The following is a 14,596-nucleotide window of genomic DNA, read 5'->3' as shown; positions in this document are numbered from 1 at the left end:
GCTAGACCGTTTCGGTCTGTTCAGCGGGGCTCAGCCACATTTTCTCTAACTGATAGAACTCGCGCACTTCAGGACGGAAAATATGAACGATAACATCGCCGGTATCGATCAAGACCCAATCGCCCTGATCTTTGCCTTCGATTTTGCTGAGGACCCCAAAATCGGCCTTCAACTTGTCGACGATCTTTTCAGACAGCGCGGCAACCTGGCGGGACGAACGGCCAGTACAGACGACCATATAGTCGCCCATTTCGGATTTTCCGCGCAAATCGATTTTCACGATTTCTTCGGCTTTTTCGCTTTCCAAGGTCTCAAGGATTGTCGCAAGCAGCCCGTCGCTGGTTGCTGTGAGGGGAGCGGCCATCAGGCTTGCTTCCGTGTCGGCATCAGACGCCGACGTTTGTGATAAAGACAGTTCATTGTCCTCCAAAAACTATATTTGGTCCGCAGCACACTGGCGGCTTATGGCAGGATACCATTTCAAATGTAAAATCTCAACGCACCAATCTGTCGAAGACTCAGTGCCTTGCGCTCTTTCGGACGTCGCCTATACCGCTTTGGCGCCAGATGCCAAGCTGAGTCTTGGATGCGTTGCAAATGCTGCTGCCGGGATGTGTCGGGCAGGGCACAGTGCGTCATTGAACCAGTATCTTGTTCAGTCGGTTTCTAGTGCCCGCGCAGTCGGGCTGTCCAAGACTTTGACCTCGCGTTGCGGGAACGGAATAGAGATACCATTTTCCTGAAACGCATCCCACAGGGCAAGGTAGACGGCACCGCGAATGTTGGTCAGCCCGCCAGTTGGGTCGTCGATCCAGAATCGCAGAATATAATCTACGCTGCTGTCGCCAAACCCTACGATATGGCACACAGGCGCCTTGATGCTAAGGACCCGCGCCACATCCTTGGCTGCGGCCACGGCAATGGCGCGCACTTTGTGAGGATCATCATGATAGGCGGTGCCAAAGAAAATATCGAGGCGCACAAAGTCATTGGAGTGGGACCAGTTAACCACTTGCCCCGTAATCAGATCTTCGTTTGGGATCAGATATTCTTTGCCGTTGCGCGTGACCACGCTGACGTACCGCGCACCCAGCGAATTGATCCAACCAAAGGTTTCCCCAAGGCTGATCACATCCCCCGGCTTGATTGACTTATCGAGCAAAATAATCACACCGGACACAAGGTTCGAGACAACCTTTTGCAACCCAAAACCGAGGCCCACACCAATGGCGCCGGACAGTACGGCCAAACCAGTCAGATCAAATCCAACGGCCTTGAGCCCGATAAAGAATGCGGCACCGTACAGCAGGACTTGCGTGAACTTGACCACAAGAACCCGCATGGATGGACTGATTTCCTCGTTGCTTTGAATGCGTGCAGCCGTTGTGGACGATACAAATCGCGCGGCAAAGAACAGCGCGCCCAGCAAAACGATGGCTTGCAAAATCAACCATAGTGAAACGCGGGTTGATCCGATTTCGACCGCGGCACTATCCAGCAGGGCCTCCGCGTCACCTGTAAGGTTCAAAATCCGCAAGGTGACCCAAATCCACGCGCCATAACTAACCAGTTTTTGCAGGAAGGGACTTTTGATCAATCTCGTCGCGAGACTTACGATCAGCCAAGCAGTGGCCAAATTGGCGATCACAGTTAGCAAATAACTGCGCGACGGCCATGTGACTTCGCGCATGATCCAAACTGTGGTCCAGACCAGTCCAATAAAGAAAATGGCGCGCAGGCGTTGGTGTAGTAAAACCAGCAAGCGCATGCGCCACTTGGGCCAGCCCTCACGGCTCCGCATCCACGTGTGGATCTTTGGGCCGATGATCCGGGTCAGCAGGTACGCCGCTATAAACAGGCCCAAGGCAATGCCCAGTTGATAAGCATTCCAAGGCCTAAGCAAGGTGGTAACAAACCCCTCAGCCTTTTGCAGAATATCGGTCGAGACAGCGACAATTTGATCTGCTGATTCAGCAATATCTTGAGTGCTTTGGCCGGCTTGATCTGTCGGTGCGGTGCTGGACTGCTCCAGCGTTGTCGGTTGCGTGTTGTCTTGCTCCATTGTGCAACTCTATCCCAGTTGTTTGTGATCGCAACCCGCTAGGCCTTGCGAGATGGATCAACGGGGTGTATCTGCATGGCCCATGATGATCGATGTCGACATGCAAGACCGCACGCGCCTGCGTGAACGCTTTTACGGCGCATGTCGTACCGTTCTGGCACGACTATAACGTCGCCTGAAAGCCAAGTTTTTTAGCCAACTCAAACTACGGGAGAGGACCGATATGTCCCCCAAAACACTCTATGATAAAATATGGGACGCCCATGTGGCCCATGAAGCAGACGATGGAACCTGCTTGCTGTATATTGACCGCCACTTGGTTCACGAAGTGACCTCGCCGCAAGCCTTTGAGGGGCTGCGGATGTCAGGCCGCACAGTGCGTGCTCCGGACAAGACTATTGCGGTGCCGGATCACAACGTGCCAACGACGCTGGACCGCGCCGATGCGCAAACCATGACCGAAGACAGCCGCGTTCAGGTTGCAGCGTTGGATGCCAATGCCAAGGAATTTGGTCTGCACTATTATCCGGTATCAGACGTGCGTCAGGGCATCGTGCACATCGTTGGCCCCGAACAGGGTTGGACCCTGCCGGGCATGACCGTTGTTTGTGGTGACAGCCACACAGCGACCCACGGTGCCTTTGGTGCCTTGGCCCACGGCATCGGCACCTCCGAGGTCGAGCACGTTCTGGCCACGCAAACGCTGATCCAGAAAAAGTCCAAAAATATGAAGGTCGAGATCACGGGCAAGTTGAAGCCAGGTGTAACGGCCAAAGACATCACCATGTCAGTTATCGGCGAAACCGGGACTGCAGGTGGGACCGGCTATGTGATCGAATACTGTGGTGAGGCCATTCGTGATCTGTCCATGGAAGGACGCATGACCGTCTGCAACATGGCCATCGAAGGTGGTGCACGTGCGGGTCTGATTGCACCGGACGAAAAAACCTATGAATACTGTATGGGCCGCCCGCACGCGCCAAAGGGTGCGCAATGGGAAGCGGCGATGGACTGGTGGAAAACGCTCTTCACTGACGAAGGCGCGCATTTCGACAAAGTGGTGACTTTGAAAGGCGAAGACATCGCACCATCTGTGACTTGGGGCACATCGCCCGAGGACGTGCTGCCGATTACGGCGACAGTTCCGAACGCAACAGACTTTGAGGGTGGTAAAGTTGGGGCCGCTGAGCGCTCCCTCGACTATATGGGTCTGACATCGGGCACACCTTTGACAGATGTGACTATCGACACGGTCTTTATCGGATCCTGCACCAATGGCCGGATCGAAGACCTGCGCGCTGCGGCTGCGATCCTGAAAGGCAAAAAGATCAAAGACGGCATGCGGGCGATGATCGTTCCCGGGTCTGGTTTGGTCCGTGCGCAAGCCGAAGAAGAAGGTCTGGCAGACATCTTTAAAGACGCTGGTTTCGAATGGCGCCTTGCGGGCTGTTCTATGTGTCTTGCGATGAACCCTGACCAGTTGAAGCCGGGCGAACGTTGTGCGGCAACATCCAACCGCAACTTCGAAGGCCGTCAGGGCCGTGGGGGGCGGACACACTTGATGTCACCGGCCATGGCTGCCGCCGCGGCGATCACCGGTAAACTCACTGACGTGCGGGAGATGATGTAATGGAAAAGTTTGACACCCTCAGCGGCGTTGCCGCGCCCCTGCCGTTGATCAACATCGACACGGATATGATCATCCCCAAGCAGTTTCTTAAAACCATCAAGCGGTCTGGCCTTGGGGTGAACCTGTTTGATGAGATGCGTTATGACGATGACGGCAACGAAATCGCGGATTTCGTGCTGAACAAAGACCAATATCGCGAGGCACAGATCATTGTGGCGGGCGATAACTTTGGCTGTGGCTCCTCGCGCGAACATGCGCCATGGGCTTTGCTGGATTTTGGTGTGCGCAGCGTGATCTCGACCAGCTTTGCAGATATCTTCTACAACAACTGCTTTAAAAACGGGATCCTGCCAATTGTGTTGTCCCCGGAACAAGTGGACGTTCTGATGAAAGACGCTGAAAAAGGCTCGAACGCGCGGATCGAAATTGATCTGACGGCGCAGACGGTCACCTCGGCAGATGGAGAAGTCTTTAGCTTTGAAGTTGATGCCTTCAAAAAGAAATGCCTGCTGGAAGGTCTGGATGATATTGGTCTGACAATGGAAAAAGCCGCCTCAATCGACACGTTCGAGGCCGCCGCATCCTCAGCACGTCCTTGGGTTTAATGTTTCGTTCATAAAATAGACAGGCGCTGTCCTTAGGGGCAGCGCCTTTTTTGTGGGTACATGGTGCTGCAGCACAACATCTAGCGCATTCCCATGCCTGCGCCTTTTTTACGTCTAAAATTTGATGCAAAGGCGCACCAGTTTATCCCTCAAAGAGCCCAATTTTTGTCGTCACTTCTATTCAAACCTTGTGAGGATTTGGGAAATTGGGCAAAAGTTGGGCAAGAATGAGGCAAGCCGTCACAATTGGACGGCGTCAAGATGGAACAGAGACCGAGCAACGTATTCGGTCCGGCCAGATTGAAGGTAGACGAGCAGTGATTTCAAGGCTCTCAGGCGCTTTTGTGCGCGCATTTATGGTGGTTTTGCTTGTGGCAACGCCGTCTTTGATGCTGCCCAATTCCCATGCCGACGGCACGTTGACTGTGGCCGTCGTTGCCGTTTTTGCGGCCCTCTTTACCTTTGTTGAATACAGTTCAAGCTACCCCAGCCTTGTCGAATTCCGTGATGCACCGCCGTTTAACCGGCTGCGCTTTATCTCGCTGTTTTTCACAGTCTTTATGTTGACGGTCATCGCGCGCGGCGAATTTGAGCCTAACACGTTTACTCAGTTGTGCAGCGCAATCGGCACATTGATTGGCAAGTCGATCGATTTTCCCTATTCGCCTGTGCGACTGGTGGTTTTGATGATGCCGCAAGACACATCTGCTGAGTTACTGATTAAAGTGCGCACTGCTGCTGGCATCAGCTATCTCACGTCGCTTTTGTCGCTGGCTGCATTTCTCATCACATTGCGTTTGAACAAGTGGCCCGCCAGCAACGGTAGCTTTAACGTTTGGGTAAACCTGCCCACATTTGATCCCACAGCCGGTGGAGATGTTGTCGCAAGGTTAAGACGTGACGCACATCTTAACATTATCTTAGGGTTTCTGCTGCCATTCATCATTCCAGCGGTTGTTAAACTGGCGGCGGACACGTTTAATCCGGTGTCAATGAACAGCCCCGAAACACTGATCTGGACAATGACAGCATGGGCCTTTTTGCCAGCAAGTTTGTTCATGCGCGGCATCGCCATGGGGCGCGTCGCCGATATGATCGAAAATCAGCGCAAGCGGGCCTACGAAAAGGCCCAATTGGATGGGTTTCAGCCAGTCTGATCTGTGCAGGCTTTGCGGCCCAAGCCGACAGTCTGCGCATTGCCAGCTTTAACACCGAATTGTCGCGCAAAGGCCCCGGTCTGTTGTTGCGCGATATCCAAAGAGGCACGGATGATGTCTTGGCCGTAGCTGCGATAATCGCACGCATAAAACCAGACATCATCGCCCTACAAGACATTGACTATGACGCGGATAACCGCGCTCTTTCTGCGCTGGGCGAAAAGATTGGCGATGCCGGTCATCAGATGCGCTATAGCTTTGCGCTACGTCCCAATACGGGCCTACCGACAGGTCTAGACATTGACGGCAACGGCAAGCTGGACGAGGCGCGAGATGCTCAGGGCTATGGGCGCTTTGCCGGGGACGGGGGGATGGCCCTGCTGTCGCGCTATCCGGTTCTGACATCGCAGGTGGTATCATATTCTAAGGTGCTGTGGCGCGATGTACCTAACGCCAATCTACCCACGTGGGACGGCCAGCTTTTCCCGACGGACGCGGTGTTCGATGTGCAGCGTTTATCGACCACGGGCCATTGGAGTGTCCCTGTGGAAATAGCGCCCTCGCAGATTTTCACAGCCCTTATGTTTCATGCGACCCCACCGGTTTTTGATGGGCCTGAGGACCGCAATGGCAAGCGTAACGGCGACGAAATTCGTCTATGGTCCCAGATATTGGACGGGCAAACGGGCGTGCCTCCACGGCCGCCCTTTGCCATCATGGGCACATCGAATTTAGACCCCGTGGATGGTCAGGGCCTGCATCAGACCCAGTTGGATTTACTGGCGCATCCTATGATCACGGATGCGCAACCTGTCAGCCAAGGGGGACTGTTGGCGGCTGACCCAGATCACAAAGGTAATCCTGCTTTGGATACCGTTGATTTTGACGGCCCCGGAAACCTGCGTGTGGATTATGTGCTGCCTTCGGCGGACCTGAGCATCACCAACAGCGGTGTGTTTTGGCCTGCCGAAGGATCCCCCGATGCTAAGCTTTTAGGAGACGACGGTCGTGCGGCGGGGCGACACAGGTTGGTCTGGGTGGACGTAATCCTGCGCGATGTACCTTAGTGCATCGACCAAAGGAGTTGCGCGAAATTCGGGGCAAAACTGATCCAAGACCGAACCATCGATCTGATGGGGCGTGTCCCAAAGGTAACGCATTTCAAGCAGGTGCTTGGCCAAGGGCCAAAACGGTTGTGCCACCCAGATTGGCAGCCAGCCCATTTGCTTTGGTGTCACGGTTTTGCCCAATGCTTCGCTAAAACCAGCGGCAAGGTCACGGGCCGTCAGGCTGTAGCCTTCAAAAGGAATATCAACAAAACTTGGAAGGCTCTTGCGGCGTTCGGCCAGCAGCACGGCGGCCCTTGCCATATCCGGCAAATAGGCCCACGAATGGATCACATCCAATGCGCCGGGGTAGGTGATTTTCATTTTGGACAATGGAGGTGCGATAACCTTGTCGAACCAGTTGCCCGATGCGTCTTTTTCGAGAAAGTCTCCGGCCCGTAGAACAATGGTTTGCACGCTTGAGGCGCGATAGGCCGCTTCTACGTCTACGCGCAACCGGCCCAGTCCAGTGGTTGCGTTTTGCGGGGTGTCGTCCCCTAGTATCGACGGCATGTCACGTCCGAAATTATAGATATTGCCGGGGAGGATTACCGTCGATTTGCTGGCGGTTGCTACCTCGATCACCTGGGCATTCAGGGGACCCAGATCGCGCGCCCAATCATAATAAACCGGGTTCCACGCGTTCACGATCACGCTGGCCCCCCATGCTGCATCCCAAAGATTGTCGGTGGCGCGATCAAATTGGCGCACTTCCCATCCCGCCGCTTTGAAGGCCTCAGTAGCGTTGCGACCGAACCGTCCAGAGCCGCCCAAGATTAAAACTGTATTTTCCATTGTCTATGCTCCTCTAAAAATCCTGTCGGGAGCATGACCTCACCGTGAGAGAATATAAATTGCATATTTTTCTACACTGGGTATTCAATTATGAATGGATAAGTCATTTGAAAACTTGGATTGGTCGCTGGTTCAGGCGTTTTTAGCAGTTGTTGAAACCGGGTCTTTGTCTGCTGCGGCACGCAATTTAGGCACCAGTCAGCCGACCCTTGGACGACAGATCAAACAGATGGAACAGCACCTTGGTCTTGATCTGTTTCAACGCCAGCCGCGTGGGTTGGATCTAACAGAAACGGGGCAGGCTTTGTTGGCTCCAGCCAAACAAATGCGCGATGCGATGAACAAGATTGCGCTGACCGCCGCAGGTCGCGAGACATCGCTGCACGGCACTGTGCGCATCACGGCCAGCCTGGCCACAGCCCAATACAGCCTGCCACCGATCATTGCGAAAATTCGCGAACAAGAACCCGATATCAGCATCGAGGTCGTGCCAAATGATGCAGCGGACAACCTGCTGTTTCGCGAGGCTGATATTGCAGTACGCATGTTTCGCTCGACCCAGCTTGATGTGGTCACAACGCATTTGGGAGATCTCAAATTGGGGCTTTACGGGGCCAAGACCTACCTTGATCGTGTTGGTCGGCCTACTGACTTTCAGGACATCTTTGATCTTGACTGGGTTGGATACGACCGCAGCGAAATGATCATTCGCGGTATGCGTGATGCAGGGTATGAGGTGTCGCGCGAATGGTTCAAGACGCGTTGTGACAACCAAACTGTCTATTGGGAACTGATCCGCAACGGATGTGGTTTGGGGTTTGCCCAAGTTCATGTGGCACAATCCGATCCCTTAGTCGAAGAAGTGATCACGGGCCTGCCTATCCCAGGTCTGCCGATTTGGCTGGCAGCCCATGAGGCTGTGCGAAAAACGCCCCGCATCTCGCGGGTGTGGGACATGTTAGCGGCGGGTTTAAAACCCATGCTTTCTTGACCCTTGGTGCGCAAACCCTTAGGCCCAGTTCAACGCAGATTTACGTGAGGACACAGCGATGTCGAACCCTTCCCTTCTTATTTTGGCCGGTGACGGTATTGGCCCCGAGGTAATGGCCCAAGTCACTCGAATTATTGACTGGTTTGGTGACAAACGCGGACTGAAATTTGATGTATCCGAGGACCTTGTCGGTGGGGCTGCTTATGACGCACACGGTGTGGCGCTACATGACGACACGATGGCCAAAGCCCAAGAAGTGGATGCGGTATTGCTGGGGGCCGTTGGCGGCCCGGCCTATGATGATCTGGATTTCAGCCTGAAACCTGAACGCGGCTTGTTGCGTTTGCGCAAGGAAATGGATTTGTTCGCCAACTTGCGCCCCGCGCAGTGCTTTGACGCCTTGGCCGAATTTTCGTCTCTAAAGACTGACATCGTGTCTGGCTTGGACATTATGATCGTGCGCGAACTGACCTCGGGCAGCTATTTTGGCGAACCGCGCGGCATCCATATGGAAGACAACATGCGCGTTGGCATCAACACCCAACGCTATACTGAGGCAGAAATTGACCGCGTTGCCCGGTCTGCTTTTGAACTGGCGCGTCGTCGTAACAACAAAGTCTGTTCCATGGAAAAAGCCAACGTCATGGAAAGCGGTATTTTGTGGCGCGACGTCGTGACCGAAGTGCATCAGGCGGACTACGCAGACGTTGAGCTCAGCCATATGTATGCGGACAACGGTGCGATGCAATTGGTCCGCGCGCCCAAACAGTTCGATGTGATCGTCACCGACAACCTCTTTGGCGATATCCTGTCCGATTGTGCAGCGATGCTCACTGGCAGCTTGGGCATGTTGCCATCCGCCAGCCTTGGCGCGCCGATGGAAAATGGTAGACCCAAAGCAATGTACGAACCGGTACACGGGTCGGCGCCTGATATCACAGGTCAGGGAAAAGCCAACCCATCGGCCTGTATCCTCAGCTTTGCCATGGCGCTGCGCTATAGCTTTGACCAAGGCGTCGAAGCAGATCGTCTGGAAGCAGCAGTGGAAAAGGTCCTGGCTGATGGTATCAGAACCGCAGATTTGATGCAGGCGGACGGTGGCACGCCAGTGTCCACAACCCAGATGGGTGACGCAGTTTTGGCTGCACTTGAAGCTTCGCTGTAAGCCTAAGCCATCGATATAATGCAGTAAAAGGGGGTCATACGGCCCCCTTTTGCAATTTTGGGGTAATTACCTGAGTTTACCAATGCCTAAAGCCCTGCCAAACTGCTTGTGCAGGCCACTGCATTTTATACGTCGATAAGACCCTTTTTAACGGCCTGAATTAGTAATGAGGCCGTGGAATGAACGCCCAGTTTACGCATCAAAGACCCTCGATGGCTTTCGACGGTTTTGGGCGAGATGCCCAAACGGTCAGCGATCTTGGGATTGCTCAGGCCTTTAGCAATTGCGCCAAGGACTTCGATCTCACGCGCCGACAGGGCCTCTTCCGAGGTGTCCGTAACCAGAGTATCAAAGTCTTGGGCATAGACGTTTTCGCCATCCGCGACGCGTTGAATACCGTCAAAGATTTCTTGTGGTGGTGCGGATTTAACAAACAACCCATGAATGCCAGCCTCAATCAATTGGGTGATCAAACCCGATACGGGGTTTCCGGTGATTACAACAACGCGGGTGTCAGGCGACCAACGTTGAATTTCCAAAAATGCCTCCAGACCGGTCAGATCCGGCATGGATAGATCGAGCAAAGCCAGATCAGGCCGGTGGGTTTTGGCCGCGACGATTGCCTCCATGCCGTTGGCACAAGTCGCAACAACGTCAAACTGTTCCAGATCTTTGATAGCTTGGACCATGCCTTGTACGGTGAATGCATGATCGTCGGCAATAATCACCGTTGGCATAGTGGGCTCGCGAAAATTGGGATATGGGTGTGGATCATAGCACTTGCGATCTTTGCACAGATTGATACTGCAGCCCAAGCCCAAAACCCGGGTCAGGCGCGCACGACGATAGTGGCTGACGGACCGGTGCCGACACAAGGGTTTATCGGTGCCGTTGAATACTGGCTAGACCCGTCAAATAACGCACGGCTTGATACGGCTATGGCCCAACCCAGATGGGGGGTCGAGCCTAACGCCAGCTTAGATTTTGGCTATATCAAGGATGCCATATGGCTGCGGTTTGGTTTGGAAAACACCAGTTCAGAAACAACAGAATGGCGCCTACATTTTCGCGAGAATTTCTTCCAGAACTTTCAGGTTTTTTCCGTTCAACCCGACGGTCGTATCGAGGAATTGATCAATCAAACCGAACTGTCGCCCTACACGTCCCGCCCGATCAGTTATCCTGAATTGATCGCGCCCCTGCGTCTGGAGCCTGCATCCAGCACGACGATCTACATCCGGTATTGGTCTGGTGGATCCTCTGAACTGGCGTTTTCCCTAGAGACCCGCGACAGCTTTCAGGTGCTTGCGGCGAACAAAACGGCCAAGAATTTCATCTACTACGGCATGATGATGTTGCTGGTGATTGCATCAACCATGGCCTTTGCTTTTACCCGAAGCGGAGTCTTCTTAGCCTATGGGCTATATGCCGTGGGTGGCTTGTTGTTTGTGATGCACGCGGATGGCAACACGTTTCGATATCTGTGGCCAAGTGCCCCGTTGCTCAACGCCTACGCCTCGCTGGCAATAGGGGCTTGGATCATCTTTTTTGGCGCAAACTTTGCCCGCTCGTTTTTGCAAACGCCGCTTTATCATCCGATTTTTGACAAGATGCTTTTGGCGGTTATGGCGGCCTGTGTGATGATGTTGGTGGCTTCGCTCTTTGCTGATCATCAAATGCTGAAAAAGAACTTTGTGATGTTGGCGCTTGTGGCCACTATCCTGTTTACTGCATCTGGCCTGAACGCTGCGCGTACACGGTTCAAGGAAGTCCGATTTTACGTCATTGCATGGGGGGGCGCTGTGATTTCATCGGCCATTATGACGTCGCGCCATTGGTTCGGGATCGAGATTTCCGAAGAGCTGCAATTCGATTCCATGCGCGTGGTTTTGGTCTGTGACGCCGCATTGATGGGCCTTGCGATTGTGGACCGGTTCAATCAACTCAAAAAGATCCGTTCCGATGCCCTCGAGGTCAGCCTGTCGGAGGCACAAAAAGCCCTCAAATTATCGACGCGACTGCAAGAGTTGGAACAAGATTATGCCTTGGCCATCGAGTTGGCAGATTCCAAAGAACGCGCTTTGGCCGATACCTTCCATGACTTGCGGCAACCTCTGCATGCCTTGCGGTTGAACGTGAATGCGATGGCAAACGGATCCGACAACGGGCCTAAATCCTTGGATATCGAAGACACGTTCAATTACCTCGAACAGTTGGTGCAACAGGAATTGGCCACAGCCACGCACCCGCGGGCGATCGCAACCAAGGCAACGTTAGACGACGCGATCGTCGACGTGGATGAGGTCATGCGCACTGTCTATGACATGTTTTTGCCCGATGCGCAGGCCAAGGGCATCGAACTGGTTTATGAGCCGACCCAACTTTCTACCCGCTTGCCAGTTTTACCGTTGATGCGGATCATGACGAACCTCGTTTCGAACGCTGTAAAATATACCGATCACGGGGAAGTGCGCCTTTTTGTGGATCAAGACGCGACTGGCGCATGGCTGGTGGTCCAAGATACTGGCATTGGGATCAGCCCCGCTGAATGGCAATTGGCGCTGACCCGCAGCACGCGCTTGCCCAGTGGTCAACACCAAGATGGCAGTGGTTTAGGTCTGTCCATCGTTCAATATCTCGCCAAAGAGAATAATCTGGCGATTGAACATTTTGCGGACCATGGCACCATGATCCGCCTGCACATTCCAACGGTCTGAGCCGGTCTAGGAGGCAGACATTGCCCATGGGCCATGGTGACCGCCGTCGTCGCTGTCTGTGCGTTCAAACCCGTGCGCGCCAAAGAAATCGCGCTGCCCTTGGATCATGTTTGCAGTCGAGCGGCCCGTGCGCATCATGTCAAAATAGGTCAAGGCGGCGGATAGGGCGGGCACAGGCAATCCGTGGGCTAAAGATACACTGACGGTCTTGCGCAAGGCGGCCTCATGGGTCCGCATCAACGCAGCAAAGAACGGGGCGAACATCAAATTGCCTGTGGGATCTTTTGTCAGTGCACTGGACATATCGTTCAACATAGCTGACCGAATGATGCAGCCCTCACGCCACACTTCGGCAATTGCAGGCATTGGCAGATCCCAGTCAAATGTGGTGCTGGCCGCATTGAGCAGATCAAAACCCTGCGCGTAGCACATGATCTTGCCAGCGATCAGCGCCCCTTCGATATCTTGGCGTTCCAGCGTGCCTACTGGGATTGCATGCGGTGCAGGACCAAACAGTGCCTCACCGGCTTTGCGCTGATCCAATTGTGCGCTGATGTTGCGTGCGGTCACAGCCGCATCAATCACTGGGATTGGGGCCGCAAGGTGCAAGGCCTCGATGGCTGTCCAGCGCCCTGTGCCTTTTTGTCCGGCGCGGTCCAGAATGATGTCCAACATGGCCGACCCTGTTTGCGGGTCCTCGGCCATGGCCACTTTGCCTGATATCTCAATCAGGTAAGATTGTAGCGGGCCATTGTTCCATGTCTCAAAGGTTTGACCGCAGGCTTTGGCATCCCATCCAAAGCCATCGCGCATGACACCATACGCCTCGGCGATCATCTGCATATCTGCATATTCAATACCGTTGTGCACGGTCTTTACGAAATGCCCAGCACCGCCTTCGCCCATCCAAGTGGCGCAGGGCTGTCCCTCATATTTGGCGGAGATCGCTTTGAGGATATGGGACACGCGATCCCATCCTTCCTTTGGCCCGCCGCCCATAATAGAGGGGCCAAATCGCGCGCCCTCTTCGCCGCCGGAAACACCCATTCCGATGAACGGTACCCCAGTCTTTTGGGCGGTTTCTGCACGTTTATTGGTGCTGTGGAAATTGGCGTTGCCCGCATCGATGATCAGATCATCTTTGTCCAGCAAAGGCCGAAGTGCATCGATTTGAGCATCCACTGCGTCACCAGCAGGCACCATAAGGATGATCGCGCGCGGTTTGGCGATTGCGGCGACAAGCTCTTCCAAAGTTTCGGTTGGTGTGAACTTGTTGGCCAGGTCGCCAGCGCTGTTCATAAACGCTTTGGTCTTGCTGGCAGTGCGATTGTAGACCGCGATGTCAAAGCCATTATCTGCGATATTTAGAGACAGGGCGGCGCCCATAGTTCCAAGGCCGATCAGACCGATTTCAGATTTGCTCACGGAAATTGCACCCCTTGGCGATTAAGTTTGATTGAATAAATGGACGTGGTGGCCGTGATAAACAATTGCTGTTTGGCACGTCCACCGAAACAGATATTTGATACCAGTTCGGGAACAAAAACCTTGCCCAGCAGACGCCCGTCCGGTGCAAGACATTGCACGCCATCAGCGGCCGATGACCAAAGGTTGCCGTCAGTGTCCATGCGAAACCCATCCGAACACCCAGGATCAATCGCATGAAAGGCACGCCCGTTTAGTGCGTCCCCATTTTTGATATCGTAGACCCTGATCCCTTGGGGATCGTCACTGAACATCCGGCCCGTGTCTGCCACGTAAAGCAATGTTTCATCTGGCGAAAACGCCAGACCGTTTGGGCAGTTCATATCGGTGATCTTTGCGTCAATGGTGCCTGTATCGGGATCAACGCAATAGACTTGGCATGCTAATTCTTGCTCGGCTTTGAAGCCTTCATAATTGGTCATGATACCATAATGCGGATCGCTGAACCAAATGGTGCCATCGCGTTTGACCATCACATCATTGGGGGAATTCAGGGGTTTGCCGTCAAATTTGTCTGCGATGACTGTGATCGTTCCATCGTGTTCGGTCCGCGTGACACGGCGGGTGCCGTGTTCGCATGAAATCAGCCGCCCTTGCAGATCACGGGTGTGCCCATTGGCGAAATTCGATGGTTCACGAAATGTGGAAATGCCAGTTTCAGGCGACCAGCGCATGATCTTGTTGTTGGGAATGTCCGAGAACAACAGACAGTTCGCATCGCCAAACCAAACAGGCCCCTCGACCCAATCAAATCCAGTGGCCAGCTGTTTCACGGGTGCATTGCCCAAGACATAGCTGTCAAAGACTGGATCGATACTTTCAAAGAAGGACATATGGCTTTCCCACTTCCATTTGGCTACGTGTATGTTATCGATAACATTAT

13 protein-coding genes are annotated in these 14,596 nt (G+C 53.8%); 7 read left to right on the top strand and 6 right to left on the bottom strand.

The features are described 5' to 3' along the window. Position 1 precedes the first annotated feature (1 nt). Positions 2 to 364 carry a ribosome silencing factor gene (gene rsfS, locus ACIRQ6_RS16055; protein ID WP_420861610.1) on the bottom strand — a complete coding sequence of 121 codons (363 nt, stop codon included), beginning with the start codon at positions 362 to 364 and terminating at the stop codon, positions 2 to 4. A 291-nt stretch (positions 365 to 655) separates the two neighbouring features. Continuing rightward, entirely contained in the window at positions 656 to 2,062 is a 1,407-nt protein-coding gene (locus ACIRQ6_RS16050; protein ID WP_420861609.1) for a mechanosensitive ion channel family protein, read from the bottom strand. A gap of 223 nt (positions 2,063 to 2,285) precedes the next feature. On the opposite strand from ACIRQ6_RS16050, the gene leuC reads away from it, so the two are divergent. The 4 genes from leuC to ACIRQ6_RS16030 all read left to right on the top strand — a co-directional run bounded on the left by leuC (position 2,286) and on the right by ACIRQ6_RS16030 (position 6,521). Beyond that, the gene (gene leuC, locus ACIRQ6_RS16045) at positions 2,286 to 3,692 is read left to right on the top strand and encodes a 3-isopropylmalate dehydratase large subunit (protein ID WP_420861608.1); all 1,407 of its coding nucleotides are present in this window, start codon (positions 2,286 to 2,288) and stop codon (positions 3,690 to 3,692) included. Continuing rightward, entirely contained in the window at positions 3,692 to 4,297 is a 606-nt protein-coding gene (leuD, locus tag ACIRQ6_RS16040) for a 3-isopropylmalate dehydratase small subunit (protein WP_420861607.1), read from the top strand. Before leuC ends, leuD begins: the two co-directional genes overlap by 1 nt. Positions 4,298 to 4,653: 356 nt before the next feature. Beyond that, a complete protein-coding gene (locus ACIRQ6_RS16035; protein ID WP_420861606.1) occupies positions 4,654 to 5,454 on the top strand; it encodes a hypothetical protein in 801 nt (266 codons plus the stop codon). Continuing rightward, a complete protein-coding gene (locus ACIRQ6_RS16030) occupies positions 5,430 to 6,521 on the top strand; it encodes an endonuclease/exonuclease/phosphatase family protein (RefSeq protein WP_420863923.1) in 1,092 nt (363 codons plus the stop codon). Before ACIRQ6_RS16035 ends, ACIRQ6_RS16030 begins: the two co-directional genes overlap by 25 nt. Here the strand turns inward: ACIRQ6_RS16030 and ACIRQ6_RS16025 are convergent. Beyond that, a complete protein-coding gene (locus ACIRQ6_RS16025) occupies positions 6,447 to 7,355 on the bottom strand; it encodes an epimerase (protein WP_420861605.1) in 909 nt (302 codons plus the stop codon). The two genes, ACIRQ6_RS16030 and ACIRQ6_RS16025, sit on opposite strands and share 75 nt — an antisense overlap. A 94-nt stretch (positions 7,356 to 7,449) precedes the next feature. Between ACIRQ6_RS16025 and ACIRQ6_RS16020 the strand changes: the two genes are divergently transcribed. Beyond that, positions 7,450 to 8,346, top strand: coding sequence for a LysR family transcriptional regulator (locus tag ACIRQ6_RS16020; protein ID WP_420861604.1), 897 nt, complete (start codon positions 7,450 to 7,452; stop codon positions 8,344 to 8,346). A gap of 58 nt (positions 8,347 to 8,404) precedes the next feature. Beyond that, positions 8,405 to 9,511 (top strand): 3-isopropylmalate dehydrogenase, encoded by a 1,107-nt coding sequence (leuB, locus tag ACIRQ6_RS16015; RefSeq protein ID WP_420861603.1) that lies wholly within the window; start codon positions 8,405 to 8,407, stop codon positions 9,509 to 9,511. A 125-nt stretch (positions 9,512 to 9,636) separates the two neighbouring features. On the opposite strand, the gene ACIRQ6_RS16010 is transcribed toward leuB, so the two are convergent. Beyond that, entirely contained in the window at positions 9,637 to 10,248 is a 612-nt protein-coding gene (locus tag ACIRQ6_RS16010; RefSeq protein ID WP_420861602.1) for a response regulator, read from the bottom strand. A 27-nt stretch (positions 10,249 to 10,275) separates the two neighbouring features. On the opposite strand from ACIRQ6_RS16010, the gene ACIRQ6_RS16005 reads away from it, so the two are divergent. Then, a complete protein-coding gene (locus ACIRQ6_RS16005) occupies positions 10,276 to 12,228 on the top strand; it encodes a sensor histidine kinase (protein ID WP_420861601.1) in 1,953 nt (650 codons plus the stop codon). A 6-nt stretch (positions 12,229 to 12,234) separates the two neighbouring features. Here ACIRQ6_RS16005 and gndA read toward each other — a convergent pair whose 3' ends face one another. After that, positions 12,235 to 13,653, bottom strand: a complete 1,419-nt coding sequence (gndA, locus tag ACIRQ6_RS16000) for an NADP-dependent phosphogluconate dehydrogenase (RefSeq protein ID WP_420861600.1) — start codon at positions 13,651 to 13,653, stop codon at positions 12,235 to 12,237. Beyond that, positions 13,650 to 14,546 carry an SMP-30/gluconolactonase/LRE family protein gene (locus tag ACIRQ6_RS15995; protein WP_420861599.1) on the bottom strand — a complete coding sequence of 299 codons (897 nt, stop codon included), beginning with the start codon at positions 14,544 to 14,546 and terminating at the stop codon, positions 13,650 to 13,652. Before ACIRQ6_RS15995 ends, gndA begins: the two co-directional genes overlap by 4 nt. Between the last annotated feature and the right edge of the window lie 50 nt (positions 14,547 to 14,596).

Source organism: Algirhabdus cladophorae (assembly GCF_044772865.1).
GTDB lineage: Bacteria > Pseudomonadota > Alphaproteobacteria > Rhodobacterales > Rhodobacteraceae > Algirhabdus > Algirhabdus cladophorae.
This window is presented reverse-complemented; position numbering and strand designations above follow the sequence as displayed.